The organism is Pedobacter sp. AC464 (genome assembly GCF_979253075.1).
Window position 1 is genome coordinate 1,779,224 of record NZ_CEEDBV010000001.1, and the last position, 22,930, is coordinate 1,802,153.

Genomic DNA, 22,930 nt, shown 5'->3' on the forward strand with positions numbered 1-22,930 from the left:
AAAAAGATAAGCAGTAGAATGTAATTGGCTTTGTTTCTTGGCGGATAAGCCTAATTGTGAAACTTTTGCCTTACACCCTCTTTTCAATTAAATATTGATTTCTTTCTGGGGCGTTTCGGGTAACCAATTCGGCCACAAAGCCCGTTAAAAACATTTGCGAACCCACAACAATTGCAACCAAGGCAATATAAAACAATGGCTGGTCGGTAATTTCCCTTTTGTAAGGAATATGTGCAGCTATGTGGTAAAGCTTTATGCCAATCATCCACAAAGCCATAATTGTTCCTATTAAAAAACTCAGTACGCCGAGTGAGCCAAAAAAGTGCATTGGGCGTTTACCGAATTTACCTACAAAGAATATCGAAAGCAAATCTAAAAAGCCATTAATAAACCTGCTGAAACCAAACTTTGTGGTGCCGTATTTCCGGGCTCTGTGCTCTACAACTTGCTCTTCAATTTTCTTAAAGCCTGCCCATTTCGCAATTACGGGAATGTAGCGGTGCATTTCTCCGTAAACTTCTATGGTTTTAATTACATCGCTCCGGTACGCCTTTAAACCGCAGTTAAAATCGTTCAGTTCAATTCCACTCATTTTACGGGTGGCTGCATTAAATAATTTTGTGGGTATGGTTTTCGTAATTGGATCGTAGCGTTTCTTCTTCCAGCCTGAGATTAAATCGAGTTTTTCTTCCTTAATGCGTCGGTACAATTCAGGTATTTCGTCAGGACTATCTTGCAAATCAGCGTCCATTGTTATGATAACATCACCTCTGGTGGCCTCAAAACCAACGTTAAGTGCAGCAGATTTACCATAATTTCTCCTAAACTTAATGCCTTTTATTGCATCGTTTTGCAACTTCAATTCCTCTATAACTTCCCAGGAGCGGTCTGTACTACCATCGTCGACCAAAATTATTTCGTAGCTGAAATTTTTTTCGTCCATTACTTTTGCAATCCAGGCTGTTAACTCCGGAAGCGATTCATCTTCGTTATATAAAGGTATTACTACTGATATATCCATTTTCAAAATTTAAACCGCAAAGGTTTGAAAGCCTAGGAAGTTTGTTCAAAACAAAACGTGCAAATTTCATCAAATAAAATGATAAAAGTTGCACGTTGTAAATTTTTATAACGCTGGTTTAACCTTCTTGTTCTGGTAAGGAATTAAAAGTTACCGGTTCTTTTTTCTTCAAGATTGCCGCAAGAATCAATGCAAGTACACCATACATTGCTATTGATACGCCGAAGCTTGTGAATGAATTTTTAAACGTTGGCGTAAGTTTTTCTTGCATGTTGCCTGCTTTGGCCATTGCTTCATCTATTTGTTCAGACGCCATACCAAATTTCTCCATCATACTTCTTTGTGATTCTTCAATAGCTGCAGCTGCTCTGGCTGGTAAATCAGGATCAATTAACGTCATTAAAACCACATTATACAAAACTGATGTTATTGCGAGAATAAGGGCAATTATCAGGAATGATTTAAAAGCTTCGCCAAAGGTCCAGTATCCTCCAACTTCTTTTCGAATGCTTATTCCCGAGAAAACAAGCAGGGCTATAAAAACAATCAATATGATAAACGGTAAGGCGAAATTGGTGTAAAGCATTACCGGGTTTATGAAATACAGCGTAAATGAAATTACAAGTGATACGGCTGCAAGTATAAAACCATATTTTAATGATAATTTGGTAATTAATGTACTCTTGTCCATGTTGTTTGTTTAAGTTTAGTTATTAATAGTTGTTATCAATATATAAGTAGCAGAATCGAAAGATTTGTTACGGCTAAACTGAATTAATTCTTTCATAGTCTCCGCACTTCCTTCCGTATCAAGGAAAAAGGCCATAAACGGCACGAATAAATCTTTCATTTCATCACTAACATTTAAGGTCTCCGCAGTTTTACAAATTTCTTCTACACTACTTTCCGCAAGCTGTTGATTGCTGATTAACTCCTCATAAATTTCAAATTCATCCTGAAACTCATCATCCTCAACCAACAAAAATTCCTTTAAAAAATCACCTAGTTCAGGGTCTAAATCCTCATCGTGGCATTCCTTTATGTATAAAAGAAGGTTTAAAAGTTCAGTTCCCCTATCGATGGTTTCTTCCTCAATATTCGCCCATTCATCACTTTCTAAATAATCATCTTCGAGTTTTTGAACGTCGCTGCTGAAAAAATTCACCATCAATAAATCGAAGAAAATCTCTCTAAGCGCTTCAAATTTTGGATTAGAATCAAAAACTGCATCAAAAGCAGTTGCTTTGTCTAAAAAATTAACATCAAGTTCAAAAGCAGCAATTAATTCCGTTTGGAAGTTACCGGCTTCAATGCCTTCTGTTTCGGCGTATTTAGTTGTTGCAGCGTTAAGCGCCTTTTTTACTCTATTATCCATATTATGTAGTTTCTTGTATCAACGGTTTAGGACAAAAATTTCAGCTTACCGGCCTAAGTTCGCTTGCTCTGTATTGGTTATTGTTAAAAACTAAAGTTACTTTTCCGGTCAATTCTCTTCCTATTAACGGACTGTTCGCTGATTTAGAAAAGTTGCTGGCCGCATTATAAACCCATTTTTCATTTGGATCGTAAACCGTAAAGTTTGCTTCCTGTCCTTCTTCTATCACCGGAACAGTTAAATTTAACAATTTGCGAGGATTTATAGCTAGTTTTTCGGCAATAAGACTGGTGTCTAAACCGGCTTTTAGTAATAATGGCAGCACAGTTTGCAAAGCGATAATTCCGTAATGTGCAATTTCAAATTCCACATTTTTAAACTCAACTTCCTCAGGGCGATGTTGCGAAATAATCGCGTCAATAGTACCATCTTTTAAGCCGGCAATTAAGGCCTTTACGTCATTTTTGCTGCGCAAAGGCGGCTTCACTTTATAGTTGCTGTCAAAATCTACCAGCAAATCTTCCGTAAAAACAAGGTGATGTGCAGTAACATCACATGTAATTTGAACCCCGTCTTTTTTCGCCTTGCGGATTAAGGCGACAGCACCCGCTGTAGATATATTGCTGATGTGAATTTTTGTTTCGTTATAAGTAGCGAGAAAAATATCTCGGGCGATGTGCATTTCTTCTGCCAAGGCCGGCAAGCCCTTCATGCCCAGTAGCACCGAATTTTTACTTTCGTTAATCTGCGATTTCCCGGCAATTGATTTATTTTCCGGATAAACCATTATCAAAGCATCAAGACCTTTTGCGTATTGCAAGGCACGGCTCATAAAACTATCATCCTGAATTGCTTTATCGCCGTCAGAAAAAGCCACGGCCCCAGCGCTCTGCATATCGAAAAGTTCTGCAAGTTCCTTAGCTTCAAGGTTCTGGCTTAAGGCGCCAACCGGATAAACATCAACCAAATTATTTTTTGCCCTGTTAATGATGTATTCTACCTGAGACTTTGACTGCACAACAGGGCTTGTTTGCGGCAGCAAAGCTAAACCGGTAAAGCCTCCAGCTGTTGCAGCAGCCGTTAGCGTTTGTATATCTTCTTTGGTTTCATAGCCAGGATCGCCTGCGGCGCAGTTTAAATCGAAAAAGCCGGGTGTCAGTAATGCGCCTTTAGCGTCAAAAACGTGCTCATCTTTTTCAGCAGATAAATTCCCGATGGCTTGGATTTTTCCATCAACTACCCTAACATCGCACACTTTTGTGTTAAACTTACTTTGCGGGTCGGTAATGGTTGCACGTTTTACTAGGAGATTCATTTTGTTTTCTTGGTTTTATTAAAAAATCGGATGAGCAAAATTTCTGCTGCAATAAAAATCAGCGACAAAATTAGACAAAGTTTCCATAAAGTCTGTCCGATTTTATTGCTGCCAGAAATGAGCTTTACAGCGTCTTTATCAGTATCGTAAATTTTTAGGTTATTCTTCCCTGCCAGTTTGCTAAGTTCCGAACTTTTCAAATAGTGCATATCAGATTCTGACCTGCTAATATTAAAACTGTAAACGGCAATTAAAGAGTCTGCAAGATTTAAATTGTAGAACCCAGGCGCTTTAATCTGGTCTGCAACATAAATAATTGTTTTGCCATCAACCTGTCTGATTTCCGGAATCGCCTCGAAATTTTTTGCGGTTAACTTTAACGTTTGGTTTTTGCCTAAACTGATTTTTTTGCCAATTAATGCGTTATCAGTACCAATGTTATAATACAGCGCAGTTTCATTTTCGGCAGACAATGCTAATCGGTACATTAGCGGAACAAAAACAGGATGCCTCGCAAGATTACCATCGGCAGCATTTAAGCCGGTTGCCGCTAAATAAACCGCACCATCATCAACGCCATATTTTGCGAAATAAAGTCGCCCACCGGTAAAAGACAGTAAGCTTTCTTTATTCGTTGAGTTACGCTCGACAAAGGAAAAGTACCGGTTAGCAATGGGTAAATCAAGATTTTTAGGAATTTCTTCGAAAACCGTCTTAAAAATTGGATTTTGCAAATCTATCTTATCAACCCGGGTTTCCGTAGTATTTAAACTTTGAATAGCCGGCAGCGAAAGACCATTTAAAAAGCTGTTGTAAGTTCGAATATCTGCATCCAAATTTGGGAAGATAACCGCCGACCCACCGCCTTTCAGGTAAGCTTTTAATTGCTGTGCCAAACCACTCGAAGGATTTCTCAGCCCGTTTAATACAATTAAACCGTAATTGGAAAAACCACTGTAATTGATGTTGCTCTCTAAGTTTTCTGTAAGCCTGAAATATTTATCTGCGCCGAAAAGTGCCTTAATGTAATTCCCGGCGTCAGGGCCGTTAATGCTTAAAACAGGCAGGCTCGAATCAACTTTAAAACTGAAGGAAAGTGTATCATCAAAAGTAACGGGAAAATCTTTAATACTTAAAAGTCCTTTTTGCCATCCTGCGGTTAGTCCAGAAAAATTAAGGGTATCACGATTTGTTTTACCCGCAGCAATACTTACAGAACTTAACGCCTTTTGCTGATTGTTAATGGTCAGCTTTAGCGGAATATTAACGGCATCTTCTTCAGAATAATTTTTTAACTGAACAACAAGGCGCTCATTTGCACCAGGTTGATGATTTGGTGAAAGTGACCAAACACTATCTACAGCAACATTTGGTAGCGCAGTTGCATTTAATTTTAAAAACGAATATTGAATATCCTTATTGGTTTTGAGGTTATTTCCATCGGAAATATTTTGCTGAAAATCAGAAATAATGAAACTGTATTTATTTGCCGAACCTGACAAAATATTCTCTTGACGGTTTAAAATCTGTTGAAGATTTCTGTTCGAAGCCGAAATTTTCACATCATCCAGTGCTTTCAAAAATTCGTCCTGGTTTAAAAGCCGCTGATGTTTACCTTCGAAATCATTGGTAAGCAACTGGAATTTATCATTTAAACCATAAGCCTTTATGAGTTCTTTCGCACGTCTTTTAGCTTCGTCCAATAAGTTGCCATCTTTATTAACGGCTTCCATACTGTAAGAATTATCCACATAGATGCTTACTATGTTACTTAAGCGCTGGTTCTTCTCTCCCAAAGGAAGATACGGCTGCGCAAAAGCGAGAACCAAAAACACGATTGCTAAAATTCTCGAAATGAGGATAAGTAAATTTTTTAGCTTTTCCCTTGATGAGTTTTGCTGTTCTACCTCTTTTAAAAGCTGAACATTTGAGAAATAAATCTTTTTAAATTTTCGAAAATTAAATAAATGAATAATAACCGGAATTGCAACCGATAATAGTGCGAAAAGAAAGCCCGGATAAAGGAAATTCATTAAAAACCAAAGATAGAAAAATTAAATAAAGTGGCGAATTTCAATTGTAACAACTTATTGAACTGCCATCGTTTCCAGCACTTCGGAAACTTCCTTTTCGGTATCAACAATTTTAGTTAAAATTCCATTTTTATCAATCAGGAAGTGAGTTGGATAAGCAATAACATTTAATTTTCCACTCATATATTTATCTTGATCCGGAACAACCGCATAATCAAATTTCGTTTTAACCAAAAAACCCTGGAGCGGCTTTTTCTTATCACTCGCCAGACTTATAAACAAAATATCTTTACGGTTTTTATAGCGTTCTACCATTCTATTCAGTTCAGGCATTTCCTGTACACAGGTAGCACAGCCAATAAACCAGCATTTAAACAAAACAATTTTTCCTTTCGTATTCGCAGAGGTATACCTAACGCCATTTACATCAACAAAATCGAAATCAGGAACGGGTTTAGCTTCCATGTTGAAGTAGCCAAGCTGGGTTTTAGCGTAATCAGCAATAATTGCGCTAGTCTCTTCTTTGATGGTTGCAGGAATTTCTACAAGCTTATAACTGCCCGTTGCATTTCTCGACTTTAACAAAAAGGGCAAAAACCTTCCGGTGCTGAGTTGTTGCAGAAAGGCTTTTTTTGTTATGGGTGAAGCATTTTCATCAAAAGCCAGAAAATCACGATACAATTTAACATAACGGGTATGGTATTCCCAATATTGGTCAAAGTTGGTCGTTATTGCTGTCAGTGCAAATACTGGCGCTCCCGGTATGGACTTATCCTGCTGCGCTGGTAAAGCTTTAGTAGTTACTGGATTATCTCGTTTTGAACTTTGTGAACAAGACGCAAGAAAAAAAACAAATAGAATAAAGATGCTGGCAAGATTTCTCATAATTAGGGAAGGTTAATTAGGAGACAATTTAAAAAAAAATTAACCAACAAACTAAATTAATAGTTAATTTTTAGATAAATCCAGGAAACTCAATATTTACAATTTTCCATACGCCATTTTGCAAGGCGAAATAGAGTTTGAAAGGGCCGCTAACTATTTTCGATTGTTTCTGAACGACTGCCCGGTACCCTGCAACACCCTCAACAAAACCCATTCCTTTGCCATCATTAAGCAATTCAAAATTTACATCAATAATGTCATACCGGCCACCAACATACTCATCAAATTTCCCAAAAATGCCTTTTAATCTACCAACAATAGCCTCTTTTCCGATGATTTTGTTTCCCGGAAGGATAAAAAAATCATTCAACTCGGCGGTGATAGACTTTGACTGCTTAAACCACGCATTGATAAATCTAAGGGCACTGTTTACGATATCAGCTTGATGATTGAATGAAATATTATCCTCCATGGCACAAATCTACATCTTCTATCTAAATTTCTTCATCGCCAACCAAAGTTTCTCGTCCATGCCATAAACATCAGGCCGGTATTGAATTTTATTATTTTGAGACCATGCCGTAAAATAGGTGATTAATATAGGGGTTTCTGCCTTCGGAACGAACTGGAAAGTTGACCGCTCTTCCTCTTTATTGGTCGCTATTAATTTTGTTTTTTTGCCTGTTGCCACTAAAGCTTTTAACGGTTTCAAATTCAATTCACTCCTAATCGAATCATATTTTAAGCTATCCTCTACCAAAAGCCGAGCGAGTTCGAGTGGTTTTTCCAATCGGATACATCCGTGACTAATTGCCCTGTTGGTTAGCTTAAATCCCTGCTTAAAGTTCGTATCGTGCAAATAAACACTGCTGCTATTTGGAAAAATAAACTTCAAACGCCCTAAAGAATTATTAGTTCCCGGTTGCTGAACAAATAAAAAAGGAATTTTATCCCGGTTATATTTGTACCACTTAATCGTTGCCGGGTTTTCTATTCGCTTGTTGTTACGAAAAACCGCTATGTTTTTGCGCATTAAATATCTCGAACTACGGCGGGCCATTGGGTAAATTTCCTCCTGTACAATACTTTCGGGAATGTTCCAAACCGGATTGGTGTAAAGCTTTTTTATCTGGCTAAAAAGTAACGGCGTTTCTTTATTCTGAGGCCTGTCGTCTAAATCGCCGGTTCTCGCAAAAATTTTTTGTTGTTCATCATAATTTAAATCTCTTTTTTCGCCCACACAAACTTTCATCGATATCAAGGTATCGCTGCCACACAAATAAAATAACCTAAAATCGGGAATATTCACTTGAATAAACTTCTCTCCTGCAGATGGCATTACCCAACGTAAACGCTCCATATTAACCAGGAGGATTTTTTTAAGAGAATCATTCCTGCTAATTAAATATGCGTGTTGTAAACTTTTATATTGCGGTGATTTATGTTGCAAAACCCTTAACGTATCCAAAATGGCCGGCGCCTTCAGTAGGCATGCATTAAATGTACTATCAGGTTGCTTAACCGCAATATAATACCGGGTAAAGATGTCTTTTGGATTAACAGCCCCGAATTTTAAATACCTGGTGTACCGGGTGAAGGCATCCGAAGCCAAAATGTCTAACCTGGCAAGCAGCTCATAATTTTCACTAACATTTTTATAATCGTTTGCTTTAAGCCTGGCTGTTAATGCAGTAATTTCCTCAAAATGAAATACCTTAGGATTAAAGCCATGCGCAGTACTTGTGGCTAAATATTTGATGAGTGAATCTAGACTCTTATCTTCAAAACAACTGGCAATAAACCTTGGTTGGTTATTAACCTCTTGATAATAATTATTGAGTTTGCTTACGTTGATGTACTTTTCTGAAAGAAGTTTAAACTCCTTTTTAAACACAAGGTCATACGCAGTCGTATCGAAATCATTGTAAATCGAACTACCTAAGCTTATGGCCAATTGCTGACCGATTTCTGGCTTTTTGTTGAAATTTAGAAAAAAAATAACAGCTAATAAAGGAATAAAAAACGAGGTAAAAGTTTTCAAAATTGCTCGGGTTAAAATAAATTTGTTTCAACTCGGGATGTTTTTAAGCTATTTTATAGGGTGATTACTTTACGCGTTTTATCTAAATTTTTTCATTGCAGACCACAATTTTTCGTCCATGTCGTAAACATCAGGGCGGTATTCAATTTTATCATTTTGAGACCAGGCCGTAAAATAGGTAATTAACAACGGAACGGCCTTTTTTGGCCCAAACCAAGCTGGTTTCAATTGGAAAGATTTCAAGGTATCCGCTTTTTTAGCCATTCGCTTGCGATACCAGTTCATGTGCGTGGTATCAACCGGCAATAAATCTACTTCTACCCTCAACTTGTCATATGCGTAATTATCGTCGAGTAATTTCTCCGCAAATTCAAGGGGCTTTTCTACGCGTACGCAACCATGACTAATTGCCCGGTTACTTAAGCCAAAGCCACTTTTATTATTGGTATCGTGTAGATAAATACTTGAGCTGTTATCAAAGATAAATTTAAACTTACCTAAAGCGTTTCCGTCGCCAGAACCTTGTTTAAATTTAAAAGGCAACTTATCCCGCGAATATCGGTTCCAGTTTATGGTATCCGGCTCGCCGATGAGCTTATCTTTGTAGTAAACTTTGATGTTACTATTCGAAAGATAGTATCGGTCCTTCCTGGCCATCCAATAGATTTCACTTTGCGCAATGCTAACCGGGATATTCCATATTGGATTGGCCTGAATTGAATTTATCTTACTAAACAATAAAGGGGTTTCGTGGTTCTTCGGTTTATCGTCTAAATTGCCCGATTTCGCAAAGGCCTTCATCTTCTCTTCATAACCATTTTCACGTTTACCGCCCACGCAAACTTTCATTGAAATTACCGTATCCTGCTTATCAAACCAGGTCAGTTTAAAATCTGCAATATTTACCTGCACATAATTATCACCCGTTTCGGGCATCTGCCATCTGAAACGTTCCATATTTAACAGCAAAATTCGTTTTTCATCTGCAGAATTAGCATTAAGGTAAGCGGTTTGAAGTGCCTTATACTGGGGCGATTTTGGCTGAATATTTTTCAAGGTATCAATCAAACTTTCTGAAGCCAGCATTTTGCTCATTCGTAAACTATCCGGCCGTTTTACTTTGATGTAATATCTGGAAAAAATGTTGCGGGGATTTACCACGCCATACCGCAAAAAATTTGTATAATTTAAATAAGCATTTGCACTCAGAATTTCAAGCCTGGCAATTACAGGATAGCTTTCATCAACAGTCTTAAATTTATTTGCTCCAAGTTCATTTATCAAACTTTGCAGCTCATCAATATTAAAAAGCTTAGGGTTTAAGCCGTGGACTGTACTATTCTTTAAATAATTGGTTAAGGAATCCAATTCGCCATTGACATAGAATTTTGTAACTAATCGTGGCTCGTCATTGTTGTGTTCGTAAAAAGCCTTAATCGTTTTTGGGTTGATAAAATTTTGAGAAAGATCGCCCATCGTTTTAACGAAAACACTATCGTAGGCTGCCGTATCAAAGTCTTTGTAAATTTTATTGTTGAAATGTTCAGCCAGAATTTTGCCGATTTCTGGAGGAGATTTGAACCAGTTACAGGCAGAAACAGAAAGAACTAAAGGAATAATCAGAAAGCGGAAGTTTTTCAACACGTAATTAATTTAATACAAAATAAGGTTATCGGAAATAAAAACAGCATAAAGGCAAATTAAGTGCCATTATTTTTTGTTTTACGGATTCAAACACTATATTTGCCAGCGCTTATCAGCTAAAGTATTGATACTGGCATAAATAATTTATGAATTTAATTTTGAACCATCACTTACATTTACACCATCGCCGATAGGCGATATGATATGTTTGTTTTGTACTTCAAAACTTTTTTTCCGTAAAATTATTTCTTGTTCATTCTATATTCAATACTTTGAAAACACTAAAAATTGCTATCCAGAAATCGGGTAGGTTAAACGAAAAATCCGTAGAAATATTAAAAAATTGTGGTCTTTCTTTCGAAAACTATAAGAGCTCGCTGATATCAACTGTTCAAAATTTTCCTTTGGAAATCCTTTTTCTTCGAGACGATGATATCCCGGAGTATGTTCAGGATGGTATTGCCGATTTGGGTATTGTTGGGGAAAATGTAATCACCGAAACTAAAGCTGGGGTAGAATATCTACAGCGTTTGGGCTTTGGAAAATGCACATTAAAAATCGCTGTTCAAACCGGTAGCGATATTCAAAAACTTGAAGACTTAAATGGTAAAGCAATCGCAACCTCTTACCCTGTTATTCTAGAAAAATTCTTAACCGAAAAAGGAATAAAATCTGACATCAGAACCATCTCCGGCTCGGTAGAAATTGGCCCGGGTTTGGGTTTAAGTGATGCCATTTTTGACATCGTTTCTACGGGTGGAACTTTGAAAAGTAACGGACTAAAACCTTTCGCTGATGTGATGAAATCGGAAGCCGTTTTAATCGGAAATAAATCGATTGTAAACAACCCGGAAGTTGCAGAATTACTTCAGCGTATTCGTTCAGTTTTAAGTGCAAAATCTAACAAATATGTTGTGCTCAATGTATCAAAAGATAACCTTCAAAAAGTTGTTGATTTGTTGCCTGGTGTTAAAAGTCCGACGGTTGTTCCTTTGTTCGAACCTAACTGGGTTGCTGTACATTCTGTAATCGCCGAAGAAGATTTTTGGGATAAAATAAACAGCCTTAAAGCTGCAGGTGCAGAAGGTATTTTGGTGATGCCAATTGAAAAAATAATCACCTAAAAAAGCATAAAAAGCTAAAAAAAGACATTAACTATTAGTTAATTTAAAATTATAACACATTGAAAGTCTATAACTATAAAGATTTATCTGAATCAAATATTGAGCAACTGTGTTCGCGACAAATTGAAGACGATAAATTAGTTGAAGAACGGGTTTCGGACATCATTAAAACGGTTAGAAATGATGGCGATAAGGCGCTGATCAATTTCTCAAAACAGTTTGATAAAGTCACCCTTGAAAAGCTTTATTTAGATGCAGAAGAATTGGAAATGATCGCATCATCCATTCCACCCGATGCTAAAAAAGCTATAGAAACTGCTTACCAAAATATTAAAGTCTTTCATCAATCTCAATTGAAATCGGAAGAGAAAATTGAAACGATGCCAGGTGTGGTTTGCTGGCGGGAATCAAGAGCAATTGAGAAGGTTGGACTCTATATTCCGGGTGGTACGGCTGTTTTACCAAGCACTTTTTTAATGTTAGCTACGCCTGCAATTATCGCCGGATGCAAGGAGATTGTAGTTTGCTCGCCACCGCAAAGTGATGCTAAAACGAACTGTTATCTCGCCTACTGCGCTGTGCTTTTAGGTATCGACAAAATCTACCTAATCGGGGGTGCACAAGCAATTGCTGCAATGGCATTTGGAACGGAAACCGTTCCGAAGGTTGATAAGATTTTCGGCCCGGGAAACCGTTATGTAACAACTGCTAAAACCATGGTGCAAAATAAGGTGGCCATCGACATGCCTGCGGGTCCATCCGAGGTTTTGGTAATCGCTGATGAGACTGCCAATCCGTCATTCGTGGCTTCAGACTTACTTGCGCAAGCAGAACATGGCATTGATAGTCAGTCGATTTTGGTTGCTACATCTATGGATGTTATAGATAAAACACTTTTAGAAATTGATAATCAATTGACTGCGCTCCCGAGAAAAGAAATTGCCGCAAAAGCAATTGCAAATTCTTACGCAGTTTTAGTCGACAATTCTACTGAGGCAATGCATTTTTCAAATGAATATGCTCCTGAGCACTTAATTCTCGCTACGGATAAATTTGAAAGCCTTATTTCATTAATAATCAACGCAGGCTCAGTATTTCTTGGCAACCTTACGCCAGAAAGTGCCGGAGATTACGCCTCTGGAACTAACCATACATTACCTACAAGTGGCTTTGCAAAAGCTTATTCGGGCGTTTCTACTGATGCATTTCTTAAGAAAATAACCTTTCAACACTTAACAGTCAATGGTTTAAAGAATATTGGAAACACTGTAGAAATACTTGCTGCCGCGGAAGGTTTAGAGGCGCACAAAAACGCAATCACTTTGAGATTAAATAACATAGAGTAAAAGCATAAGGTTCGGCCCAATTGATGTGACAAAGCCACCAAATATTATGGTTTAATCATGTTGACTTGTTCTTTCAACCTTCATAAAGCATAAAAAATGGACATTAACGATTTAGTTAGAGAAAATATAAAAAATCTTAAACCCTACTCCACCGCCAGGGACGAATTTAAAGGGCATGCATCTGTATTTCTAGATGCAAACGAAAACAGTTATGGTTCTCCCCTACCTGCAAATTACAACCGCTATCCGGATCCGTTGCAATTGGATTTGAAAGATGCTATCAGCAAAATTAAAGGCGTTCCTATCGAAAATACATTTTTAGGTAACGGCAGTGATGAGGCTATAGATTTGCTTTTCCGTGCATTTTGTAATCCGGGAAAAGACAATGTAATTGTACTACCGCCAACCTATGGAATGTACGAGGTTTCGGCTAATATAAACGATGTTGAAATTCGGAAAGTTAGCCTGCTTCCAAACTTCCAGTTAGACATGGAAACGATAGCAGAAACAATCGATGAAAACACCAAATTAATTTTCATTTGTTCGCCAAATAATCCGACAGGAAATTCGATAAATCGTGAAGATATCGAAACCATTTTAGCCAACTTTAAAGGCATCGTTGTGGTGGATGAAGCATACATAAATTACGCCCGTCAGAAGACGTTTATTCAGGAGTTAACGGAGTATGCAAACCTGGTTATTTTACAAACTTTTTCGAAAGCCTGGGGACTCGCCGCCCTCCGTTTGGGGATGGCATTTTCTTCACGAAAAGTCATCGATGTTCTAAACAAAATTAAACCGCCTTACAACATCAATCAGGCTACTCAGGATTTGGCTTTTGAAGCCTTAAAAAACATCGAACAAGTTAACGCATGGATTAAACAATCTGTTGCCGAAAGAGAGCGACTTTCTGTCGATCTGCAAACGCTCGGTATCGTTTCGAAAGTATATCCCTCAGATGCAAATTTTATATTGTCAGAAGTTACCGACGCAGCTAAAATTTATGATACTTTAGTAAACGAAGGGATCATCGTTCGCGACCGCTCAAAAGTTACCTTATGCGAAGGCTGTTTGCGAATTACAGTTGGCACGAAAGAAGAAAATGATAAACTATTAACCATTCTGAAAAACTTTTAGAAGATGAAGAAAGTATTGTTTATAGATAGAGACGGAACGTTGAATATTGAGCCGGCCGATGAGCAGGTTGACAGTTTTGCGAAACTGAAATTTTATCCCCGCTCCCTGTATTATCTGTCAAAGATTGCAGCCGAAATGGATTACGAATTAGTTATGGTTACGAATCAGGACGGATTGGGAACAGCTTCAAATCCCGAAGAAAATTTCTGGCCGATTCATAATTTTATGCTGGATACTTACTCCGGCGAAGGCGTAAACTTTAGCGAGATTATTATTGACAGAACTTTCGCTAAAGATAATGCGCCAACGAGAAAACCGGGCACCGCCTTGTTAACAAAATACCTTAGCGGTGACTACGATTTGCAAAATTCTTACGTAATCGGCGACAGGCTGAACGACGTTGTGCTGGCAAAGAATTTAGGTGCAAAAGCCATTTTTCTCCGTCAGAATGATGCTCTTGGTTCTACTGAGGCACTAGATAAACACGAAACCCTACTTGATGTTATTATTCTGGAAACGCAGAAATGGGAAGACATTTATAATTTACTGAAGGCAGGAAGCAGAAAAATCAGCCATGTCCGTAAAACGAATGAAACCGATATCACCATCAATTTAGACCTCGATGGAACCGGAAAAGCAAAAATTGAAACCGGTTTAAATTTCTTCGACCACATGCTGGACCAGATTTCCAGGCACGGAAGCGTAGATTTGGAAATAATTGCCAAAGGCGATTTACACATTGACGAACACCACACCATTGAAGACACCGGAATTGCCCTTGGCGAGGCTTTTGCCAAAGGTTTGGGCAACAAACTGGGCATTGAGCGTTACGGCTTTTGCTTACCGATGGATGATTGTTTGGCGCAGGTTGCAATAGATTTTGGTGGACGCAACTGGATTGTTTGGGACGCGGAATTTAAACGTGAAAAAGTTGGCGATATGCCTACCGAAATGTTTTATCATTTCTTTAAATCATTCAGCGATGCCGCGAAATGTAACCTGAACGTTAAAGCCGAAGGTGATAACGAACATCATAAAATTGAAGCAATATTTAAAGCCTTTGCAAAGGCGATAAAAATGGCAATTAAACGCGATGCTGAAAAAATGGTGTTGCCGAGCACCAAGGGCTTGTTATAAGTGAATAAAATTCAAATAATAGAAATAAAAAGAAGAAACATACGAACAATTATGAAGATTGATAGTCTTTAATTTTTGTTCTTAACCTTCAATTCAAAAAATATGATTGGAATAGTAAATTACGGTGCCGGCAATATCTTCTCGTTAACTGCAGCTTTGGAGCGTTTGGCACTTAATTATGGCATGGTTAATACCGAAGCTGACCTGGCCGCGTATAGCCACATCATTATTCCGGGTGTAGGTCATGCAGGTGCAGCAATGGAAAAATTAAAGCATACAGGATTGATTCCAGCCATAAAAGCATTAAACAAACCAGTTTTGGGTATCTGCGTAGGTATGCAATTAATTACCGAACATTCAGAAGAAGGCGACGCACCGCTACTGGACATTGTACCTTTAAAAACAAGGAAATTTGATAAGTTGCTGAACATCAAGATTCCACATATGGGTTGGAATGCCGTTAACCACAAAAACAATTCATTATTTGAAGGTGTTGAAGAGAATGCACAATTTTATTTTGTTCATTCGTACTTTATTGAATATAACCCTACTTTTGACATCGCCTCTGCCAATTACGGACTAAAATTTTCGGCAGCAGTACAAAAGGACAATTTTTATGGCGTTCAGTTCCATCCCGAAAAATCGGGCAAAGCTGGCGAGCAGATATTAAAAAATTTTTCAAACCTTAGTTGAGCTTCTGAACTTAAGTAACAACTTTTAACTTATAACTCAAGAAATGTACATAATTCCTGCTATTGATATTTTGGATGGAAAAGTAGTTCGCCTCCGTGAAGGCGATTACAACCAGAAAACTGAATATGATGTATCTATCGCTGAAATGATAGAAAAATACCGTTCGAATGGAACAGATTTTATCCACATTATCGATTTAAATGGCGCTAAGGGTGATTTTAGCAACCAGAAATCACTGTTTGAAATCATTAAAAAAACGGAAATGAAAGTTCAGTACGGCGGCGGAATCCGTACGATTGAACAGGTTACAAATTTGCTCGATGCAGGAATTCATCGCGTAATTGTGGGCACACAAGCCATTACCAACCCAGATTTTTTACAACAATTAAGCGAGGCTTTTGCAAAGAAAGACAACTACGCTAACCGAATTGTTATCGCCATCGATGTTTTGGATGAAGTGATAAAATATTCGGGTTGGATGGAAAGTTCGCCTATAAAGCTAATGGATTATGTTGATAAATGTTTGGCACTTGGTTTCTTCCGTTTCTTATGTACAGATATTAGCAAAGACGGCAAATTAGGCGGTGCCGCTATTGATTTATACAAAAAATTACTTGAGCATTCTCCAATGATTAAGTTAATCGCATCGGGTGGTGTAAGTTCGATGGAAGATATTCACGAATTGGCTAAATACCCTATCAGAAGCGTTGTAGTTGGTAAAGCTATTTACGAAGATCGAATTACCGTCGAAGAAATTAAGGAGTGGAATCTGAAAGCGCTGACTTCGATATAAAGCGAAAACATTAGTCAAATCCTCATTGCGAGGCACAAAGTAAATTATTTCGATAGCAAAATTGCTTTATGTATCACGGTGAAAAGCCAAACAAATGCTGAGTAAAAGAATAATTCCCTGTTTAGACGTTAAAGACGGTCGCACGGTAAAAGGTGTAAATTTTGTTGATTTGCGGGATGCCGGCGACCCGGTGGAATTGGCTGCGCAATATGCAGAGCAAGGTGCCGATGAACTCGTTTTCCTTGACATTACCGCCACACACGAACGCCGAAAAACGATGATAGAAATGGTTAAATCGGTTGCCAGGCAGCTAAATATCCCATTTACAATCGGAGGTGGTATTACAGAAATTGCAGACGCTGAAGCGCTTTTAAATGCAGGAGCAGATAAAATCAGCATCAATTCTGCCGCAGTACGAAACCCGCAATTGATTGAAGAACTAGCGAAAGCGTTTGGAGTTCAGTTTGTGGTTTTGGCAGTAGATACCAAACATATTGATGGCAAAAATATGGTGCACTTAAATGGCGGCAGGTTAATTACACAGTTGGAAACCGAAGTCTGGATTAAACAAGCTGAAAATTTAGGGGCAGGAGAAATTTTGCTAACTTCTATGGACCATGATGGCACAAAGGCCGGTTTTGATTGTGGTTTACTCGGCATCGTTAATCAAATGATAAATATCCCGATGATTGCATCGGGCGGTGCAGGCAGTATGGAACACTTTACGGAGGTTTTTCAAAAAGCGAACGTAGACGCAGCGCTTGCAGCATCGGTATTTCATTATGGCGAAATCTTAATACCCGATTTAAAACAAGAATTAAAAAGGAATAAAATTCCTGTGAGGATATAATAAACTCGTCATTGCGAGGCACGCAGCAATGTTACTAATTAAGCAGGTACTAAAACCTACCACTTTAAGATTGCTTCATTCCTCGCAAGGACGGAACTAGAAAATACAATGAATATAGATTTTAGTAAGAGTGATGGTTTGGTCCCGGTAGTGATACAAGATGAGCAAACTTTAGAGGTTTTAATGCTTGGTTACATGAATGCAGAGGCTCTGGAGAAAACGCAATCCGAAGGTAAGGTTACGTTCTTTTCCCGCTCTAAAAATCGCCTTTGGACGAAAGGTGAGACGAGCAATAACTTTCTCTACGTAAAAGAAATTTTTGTTGATTGTGATAATGATACCATTTTAATTAAGGCTCATGCGGTTGGTCCTACTTGCCATACGGGCAGTCGTAGTTGTTTCAAAACTGATTTTAATCAGAATTTCATTTTTGAACTGGAGAACATCATTGCAGACAGATATGAGAATCCTGTTGAGGGTTCCTACATCAATAAAATGCGAGGCAAAGGGTTAAATAAAATTGCCCAAAAAGTTGGCGAAGAAGGTGTAGAAACAGTTATTGCAGCATTAGCAGAATCAGAAGAAGAACTAATAGGCGAAGCCTCGGATTTAATATTTCACTTATTATTTTTGTTAAAAGAAAAAGGCTTATCGATTCAGGATATCGCAAAAAATTTAGAGAAAAGACATAAGTAAGATAGACTATTGAACACCGAAATAACCTTTGACCACTTGAATATCTATGTTAGGACTAAGATTCCGACGAATAGATATTTAAAAGTATTTTTAGTAATTGTTAATCTAAGTGCAGCAATTGGTTTATTTTATTTCGTCTTCTTTTTGCAAAAAGATAAGCCAAATCCATTACCATTGTTATTACCCATAGCTTACGGATGTACAATTGGCAAATATTTTCTTTGGAACACCTTTGGAGAAGAATTTTATATTATTAGCACAACTCATATAACTTACCAGCATCATTATGGTATTTGGAAAACCACACAAAAAACTTTAAAGTATGACTTCATCTCAACGGATAGTATCAATCAAAATGAATTGACCTTGATTTTCATCAGTTATAACAATGAAAAGTTGCAAGAAGAGATCTTTAGAACATCATTACCAATCTCGGCTGTTGATTCAGAAAGAATCTTCAATCGTTTAAACCAAATCAAAATCGATGAATTTGGTGATGAAGTGAATTTTCCGAAAATATTTGCAAATTGACATTCATGCTTAAACACTTAAAAACCCTTTCCGGCCATCAGAACCCTGTGTACGCTTTAGCAAACTCATCTAATGATGAAACTTTTTTTAGCGCCGGAAACGATAAAGGTGTTGTAGAGTGGTCGTTGGAGACTATGGCTTTTGTGAAAGTCAAAATGCCTGTTCAAAGCTCTGTTTACTACCTGCATTATTATAACAATCAATTATTTGTTGGCGAACGTAGCGGTGCTTTTAGTGTCTATGATTTTCACGAAAGCAAAATAATTGCGAGAATCAACGCTCATATCAAACCAATTTTCAACATTCAAACAGTTAAAAGTAAAAATGAACTTTTAACCACCGGTGAAGATGGCACCGTTGCAGTTTGGTCGTTAAATGATTTTGCTGAAATTTACCGATTTCAAGTCGCCGCTGATACAGTGCGGACGATTGCAATCGCTCCTGATGAAACCGAAATCGCTTTCGCATGCAAAGACCATCTGATAAAAATTTACAACCTAAGCGATTACAGCAGAAAAAAAAATCTGGAAAGCCATTCGCTACCAGTTACTTCGGTAGCTTATCATCCGACTGGAAAATATTTGATTTCGGGAAGCAGGGATGCGCAACTCAAAATCTGGAGTCTGCCCGCATATGAATTGGTTCAAAATATTCCGGCGCATCTGTTCACCGTTTATGATATCGCTTTTCACCCCACGCTCCCCTACTTTGCTACGAGTAGTCAGGATAAGAGCATTAAACTTTGGGATGCAGAAAACTTTAAACTTTACAAAATTTTAAGTTTGGAAAAGGCCGGGGTTGGCCATACACACTCCATAAACAAATTAATGTGGAGCAGTAATGGCAAATATTTGATAACAACGGGCGATGACCGGCAAGTAATGGTTTGGGAGATGGAGCTATAAATTTAGCCATTCAAAAACTTAGAGATTTTTTCAAACATAGTTGGTTGCTTTATAATACCGAGCCCTCCCAGGATGTAGTTACCCGCCTTTAATCGAATCAAAATTTTATCCTTCTTAAACAGGTTTATTTTTACATTCTGACTTTCATAGCCAATATAGCTTAAATCTAGCACAACACTCTTTTTAAACTTATTGCGGTCTACAACAATTTCGAATTTACCTTCATTATCTGTAACAACTCCAGTCGGCAAACCGTTTACCTTTATACTTGCACCGATAATTGGCGTATTTTCATCCTTAACGATTACAGTTCCTTTTATTGTTACCGAAGCGGTCTCGGCCCTTTCTAGAACCAAACTTTTAACAGATTTATTCCTGTAATCGCCCTGCGAGACAGGATAGGATTTCACTTTGATTGCCTGGGTTGGTTTAGGAAAACTTAATAATGCAATTAAAGATGCCGCAACCAGGCCTGGTTTAAATCCTGCCATCGAAAAATTTGATTTGGAATCTATAACACGGTTAAGTTGCGCTGGCCGAAATCTACCACAGCTTTTACCTTGATCTTTGGCAAGCCAGTTTTTTAATTCGAAATCCGAAAACTGTGTAAAATCAACAACCGACTTTTGACAAGAAGTACAAAACCTGCCATCTTTATGTTCTTGCATACCTGCCCATTGTTGTGTACAAGGAGCATCAATTGTTATTTTAAAAGAAGTTGCCATAGAAGTTATTTTATAACATGATGCAACTTCGGTGTTTATTCCACAAAACGTTTGATAATTCTGAGTTTGTGGGTATATCGGCCTAGCTCCTTGTTAAAAATTCCCTGATCATCAATTGGGTCTATTCTTACTTTTCCCGAAGAATGGATAATTTCATTGCTGTTTAGCATAATGCCTACATGCGTAATCTTTCCTTCTGCATTGTCGAAAAAAGCGACGTCGCCAGCCTTACATTCTGCTAAGAAGCCCACTAATTCTCCTTGCTCTGCCTGTTGAGATGCATCCCGCCTCAACTTGATGTTCATTAATTTAAAAACTGTTTGTGTAAAGCCAGAGCAGTCTATGCCGAAAACATTTCTGCCACCCCAAAGGTATGGTACGTTCTGAAAAAACTTCGCCGTTGCGATAACATCGTTTTCGAAATTTGCCTTTTCGCTGTTGTAAGGTTCAAAAGCAACTTCAAATTTTTCGTCGCCTGCAAAGCAAAAGCCATCTTTATAAAAAGGCAGGTTGCTTCCGGCACTCAAATGATGTAAGCTCCCATCAGCCGCTTTCAAAACATTATCAAAATTCAAAGGAACAAGTATTTTACAATCATGCATTTTAGCAAAATCATTTTCACTGATGGCGGCCAGTTGTTTGAAATCGACCCAGCCCTGGTAGCCGTCGAACCCGTTTTGAACAAGCCACCAGCGCTCTTCCTTCTGAATAATCTCGACATGTTCGCCAAACAATAATTGAGAAACGATTTCTGATTTGTCAGAACCTTCAGCCCTCAAAGGCGCAACAGCCACCCGGCAAATACCATATTTACTATCCATTTTCTGCAATACTAATTCTGCCATAAAACTAATAAATTACATTGGCCAACTAACATTTTGCCGCTAAATTTGTTAATTTTATGATAACCTTTAAACTTGCTCACCATGAATTTCAAGAAAATATTAATAGCCGTTGATAACAGTACATGTTCAGAGAAGGCAGCAAAGGCAGGATACGATATCGCTGAAAAATTTGACGCCGAAGTTGCACTGGTAAACATTATCGAGCCGATTCCGGCAAATGTAAACCCCGATTTAACATTGGCTCCGGTTTTTTTAGAAACCTACGACAATAGTGAAGAAAATAGCCACATTCTTTTAAAAGAGATGGAAACGAAATTTTCAAACGGGGTCAAAACTTCATATTTAAGTGTTGTTGATACCGCAGCGCATGGCATTATTCAACAATCAGACGAATGGGGCTCTGACCTGATCGTTATCGGAACCTATGGCCGATCTGGCCTGTACCATTTTTTAATGGGAAGTGTTGCTGAACATGTTGCCAGAAAATCTGCATGCCCGGTTTTAATCATTCCCAACAAAAGCGAAATTGATTAATCTTCCGGATGAAAAAACGAATTGCCGCTAACATTTGGTTCCTTTTATTGATTGTAAGTCCTGTTTTCGCCCAGCAAAAAGCGAATGAGGCTTCGTTTTCTGAATCTCAACGCGTTAAACTCGACAACTTATTGAATGATTACATCTCTAAAGGATGGATTAAAGCTGTTACTGCAAGCATTTTAGTTGATGGAAAGCCAGTTTATAATAAAGCTTTTGGCAACAATTTAAACCGTCCAGCCAGAACGGACGACATATTAAGAATTGCTTCCCAAACCAAAGCAGTTACCTGCACGGCGGCCATGATTTTGTTCGACGAGGGAAAATTTGGGCTTGACGATCCAATATCAAAGTACATTCCAGCTTTCAAAAACCCAAGGGTGCTTGATAAATTTAATCCAACTGATTCCAGTTACACAACCAAACCCGCGACTCACGAAATTACAGTTAGAGAACTGATGACCCATACGTCAGGTTTAGGATATGCGCAGATTGGCTCGCCCGAAATGAATGCAATATATGCCAAAGCAGGTATTGAAGCAGGCTTCGTTATCCACAAGAAGCTGCTGGAAACCGAAATAAACAAATTGGCTAAGCTTCCCCTGGCTGGCCAACCAGGCGAAAGATGGCAATATAGCTTAAGTATTGATGTTTTAGGACGATTAGTCGAAGTAGCCTCCGGTTTGGATTTAAATACTTTTTTTAAAGAAAGGATCTTTAAGCCTTTGGCCATGAACGACACTTATTTTGCGCTGCCTAAAGAGAAGCAATCACGGCTGGCGACCGTTTACACGGAAGACCCAAAAAATAATAGAGTAAAGCCTTGGGTAGATGGTGTTTTTCCGGGTGCAACAGTAAATTACCCGATTAATAATAACGGCTATTATGCCGGCGGTGCAGGGCTGGTTTCAACATCAAAAGATTATGGAACTTTTTTACAAATGCTTTTAAACAAGGGTATTTACGGCGGGAGAAGAATTCTTTCAGAAAAAAGCGTAGCGTTAATGACAAGCAGGCAAATTGGAAATATACCTTTTACAGATAATACTTTTGGTTTGGGTTTTGAAGTTGTTACCGAAAAGGGAAGCAAACTCAGCGGCCAAAGCGTTGGTTCATTCGGTTGGGGCGGCTTCTTTGGATCCACTTATTGGGTAGATCCAAAAAAGAAGATTGTTGCACAAATTTATGTACAGCAATGGCCTTTCTCTCATGGTGAAATTGCAGGTCGGTTCAAAGCAATCATTTACAACCAAACTGCCAAAAATTAGCAAAAAAAAATCCCGGTAAAACCGGGATTATA

At 38.2% G+C, this 22,930-nt stretch carries 23 protein-coding genes; 12 read left to right on the forward strand and 11 right to left on the reverse strand.

Annotation, left to right across the window (positions count from 1 at the left end; genetic code table 11):
- Positions 1-70 precede the first annotated feature (70 nt).
- From AC0IWT_RS07560 to AC0IWT_RS07600, 9 genes are all read right to left on the reverse strand, one after another.
- Positions 71-1,021 carry a glycosyltransferase family 2 protein gene (locus AC0IWT_RS07560; protein ID WP_056871171.1) on the reverse strand — a complete coding sequence of 317 codons (951 nt, stop codon included), beginning with the start codon at positions 1,019-1,021 and terminating at the stop codon, positions 71-73.
- A 118-nt stretch (positions 1,022-1,139) separates the two neighbouring features.
- Entirely contained in the window at positions 1,140-1,712 is a 573-nt protein-coding gene (locus tag AC0IWT_RS07565) for a DUF4199 domain-containing protein (RefSeq protein ID WP_471796681.1), read from the reverse strand.
- 15 nt (positions 1,713-1,727) lie between these two features.
- Positions 1,728-2,396, reverse strand: a complete 669-nt coding sequence (locus AC0IWT_RS07570; protein ID WP_056871173.1) for a hypothetical protein — start codon at positions 2,394-2,396, stop codon at positions 1,728-1,730.
- A 40-nt stretch (positions 2,397-2,436) separates the two neighbouring features.
- A complete protein-coding gene (locus tag AC0IWT_RS07575; protein ID WP_471796682.1) occupies positions 2,437-3,711 on the reverse strand; it encodes a dihydroorotase in 1,275 nt (424 codons plus the stop codon).
- Complete coding sequence (locus tag AC0IWT_RS07580; protein ID WP_471796683.1) at positions 3,708-5,744, reverse strand: vWA domain-containing protein; 2,037 nt, start codon at positions 5,742-5,744, stop codon at positions 3,708-3,710. Before AC0IWT_RS07580 ends, AC0IWT_RS07575 begins: the two co-directional genes overlap by 4 nt.
- Positions 5,745-5,798: 54 nt before the next feature.
- Positions 5,799-6,629: a TlpA family protein disulfide reductase gene (locus AC0IWT_RS07585; RefSeq protein ID WP_471796684.1), complete on the reverse strand. Its 831-nt coding sequence runs from the start codon at positions 6,627-6,629 to the stop codon at positions 5,799-5,801.
- Positions 6,630-6,699: 70 nt separating this feature from the next.
- On the reverse strand, positions 6,700-7,101 hold the full coding sequence (locus AC0IWT_RS07590) for a hypothetical protein (RefSeq protein ID WP_471796685.1): 402 nt from the start codon (positions 7,099-7,101) through the stop codon (positions 6,700-6,702).
- Positions 7,102-7,119: 18 nt separating this feature from the next.
- Positions 7,120-8,670 (reverse strand): L,D-transpeptidase family protein, encoded by a 1,551-nt coding sequence (locus AC0IWT_RS07595; protein WP_471796686.1) that lies wholly within the window; start codon positions 8,668-8,670, stop codon positions 7,120-7,122.
- Between the two features lie 78 nt (positions 8,671-8,748).
- Complete coding sequence (locus AC0IWT_RS07600) at positions 8,749-10,311, reverse strand: L,D-transpeptidase family protein (protein WP_471796687.1); 1,563 nt, start codon at positions 10,309-10,311, stop codon at positions 8,749-8,751.
- Between the two features lie 275 nt (positions 10,312-10,586).
- On the opposite strand from AC0IWT_RS07600, the gene hisG reads away from it, so the two are divergent.
- From hisG to AC0IWT_RS07650, 10 genes are all read left to right on the forward strand, one after another.
- On the forward strand, positions 10,587-11,438 hold the full coding sequence (hisG, locus tag AC0IWT_RS07605; RefSeq protein ID WP_056871180.1) for an ATP phosphoribosyltransferase: 852 nt from the start codon (positions 10,587-10,589) through the stop codon (positions 11,436-11,438).
- A 59-nt stretch (positions 11,439-11,497) separates the two neighbouring features.
- Positions 11,498-12,784 (forward strand): histidinol dehydrogenase, encoded by a 1,287-nt coding sequence (gene hisD / locus AC0IWT_RS07610; RefSeq protein WP_471796688.1) that lies wholly within the window; start codon positions 11,498-11,500, stop codon positions 12,782-12,784.
- 96 nt (positions 12,785-12,880) lie between these two features.
- Positions 12,881-13,921, forward strand: a complete 1,041-nt coding sequence (gene hisC, locus AC0IWT_RS07615) for a histidinol-phosphate transaminase (protein ID WP_471796689.1) — start codon at positions 12,881-12,883, stop codon at positions 13,919-13,921.
- Positions 13,922-13,924: 3 nt separating this feature from the next.
- On the forward strand, positions 13,925-15,058 hold the full coding sequence (gene hisB, locus AC0IWT_RS07620; RefSeq protein WP_471796690.1) for a bifunctional histidinol-phosphatase/imidazoleglycerol-phosphate dehydratase HisB: 1,134 nt from the start codon (positions 13,925-13,927) through the stop codon (positions 15,056-15,058).
- Positions 15,059-15,160: 102 nt separating this feature from the next.
- Positions 15,161-15,751: an imidazole glycerol phosphate synthase subunit HisH gene (gene hisH, locus AC0IWT_RS07625; RefSeq protein ID WP_471796691.1), complete on the forward strand. Its 591-nt coding sequence runs from the start codon at positions 15,161-15,163 to the stop codon at positions 15,749-15,751.
- Positions 15,752-15,794: 43 nt separating this feature from the next.
- Positions 15,795-16,544, forward strand: coding sequence for a 1-(5-phosphoribosyl)-5-[(5-phosphoribosylamino)methylideneamino]imidazole-4-carboxamide isomerase (gene hisA / locus AC0IWT_RS07630; protein WP_471796692.1), 750 nt, complete (start codon positions 15,795-15,797; stop codon positions 16,542-16,544).
- 94 nt (positions 16,545-16,638) lie between these two features.
- On the forward strand, positions 16,639-17,394 hold the full coding sequence (gene hisF, locus AC0IWT_RS07635; protein ID WP_471796693.1) for an imidazole glycerol phosphate synthase subunit HisF: 756 nt from the start codon (positions 16,639-16,641) through the stop codon (positions 17,392-17,394).
- Positions 17,395-17,502: 108 nt separating this feature from the next.
- Entirely contained in the window at positions 17,503-18,090 is a 588-nt protein-coding gene (hisIE, locus tag AC0IWT_RS07640) for a bifunctional phosphoribosyl-AMP cyclohydrolase/phosphoribosyl-ATP diphosphatase HisIE (RefSeq protein WP_056871187.1), read from the forward strand.
- 36 nt (positions 18,091-18,126) lie between these two features.
- The gene (locus AC0IWT_RS07645) at positions 18,127-18,621 is read left to right on the forward strand and encodes a hypothetical protein (protein WP_471796694.1); all 495 of its coding nucleotides are present in this window, start codon (positions 18,127-18,129) and stop codon (positions 18,619-18,621) included.
- A 5-nt stretch (positions 18,622-18,626) separates the two neighbouring features.
- Positions 18,627-19,526 carry a WD40 repeat domain-containing protein gene (locus AC0IWT_RS07650; RefSeq protein WP_471796695.1) on the forward strand — a complete coding sequence of 300 codons (900 nt, stop codon included), beginning with the start codon at positions 18,627-18,629 and terminating at the stop codon, positions 19,524-19,526.
- Between the two features lie 2 nt (positions 19,527-19,528).
- Here the strand turns inward: AC0IWT_RS07650 and AC0IWT_RS07655 are convergent, their stop codons facing one another.
- Both AC0IWT_RS07655 and AC0IWT_RS07660 read right to left on the reverse strand, forming a co-directional pair.
- The gene (locus tag AC0IWT_RS07655; RefSeq protein ID WP_471796696.1) at positions 19,529-20,251 is read right to left on the reverse strand and encodes a carboxypeptidase-like regulatory domain-containing protein; all 723 of its coding nucleotides are present in this window, start codon (positions 20,249-20,251) and stop codon (positions 19,529-19,531) included.
- 35 nt (positions 20,252-20,286) lie between these two features.
- Positions 20,287-21,096, reverse strand: coding sequence for a C40 family peptidase (locus AC0IWT_RS07660; RefSeq protein ID WP_471796697.1), 810 nt, complete (start codon positions 21,094-21,096; stop codon positions 20,287-20,289).
- Between the two features lie 81 nt (positions 21,097-21,177).
- Here AC0IWT_RS07660 and AC0IWT_RS07665 point away from each other — a divergent pair, with 81 nt between their 5' ends.
- Both AC0IWT_RS07665 and AC0IWT_RS07670 read left to right on the forward strand, forming a co-directional pair.
- Positions 21,178-21,630: a universal stress protein gene (locus AC0IWT_RS07665; protein WP_056871191.1), complete on the forward strand. Its 453-nt coding sequence runs from the start codon at positions 21,178-21,180 to the stop codon at positions 21,628-21,630.
- Between the two features lie 8 nt (positions 21,631-21,638).
- Positions 21,639-22,898, forward strand: coding sequence for a serine hydrolase domain-containing protein (locus tag AC0IWT_RS07670; RefSeq protein ID WP_471796698.1), 1,260 nt, complete (start codon positions 21,639-21,641; stop codon positions 22,896-22,898).
- The last annotated feature ends 32 nt before the right edge of the window (positions 22,899-22,930 follow it).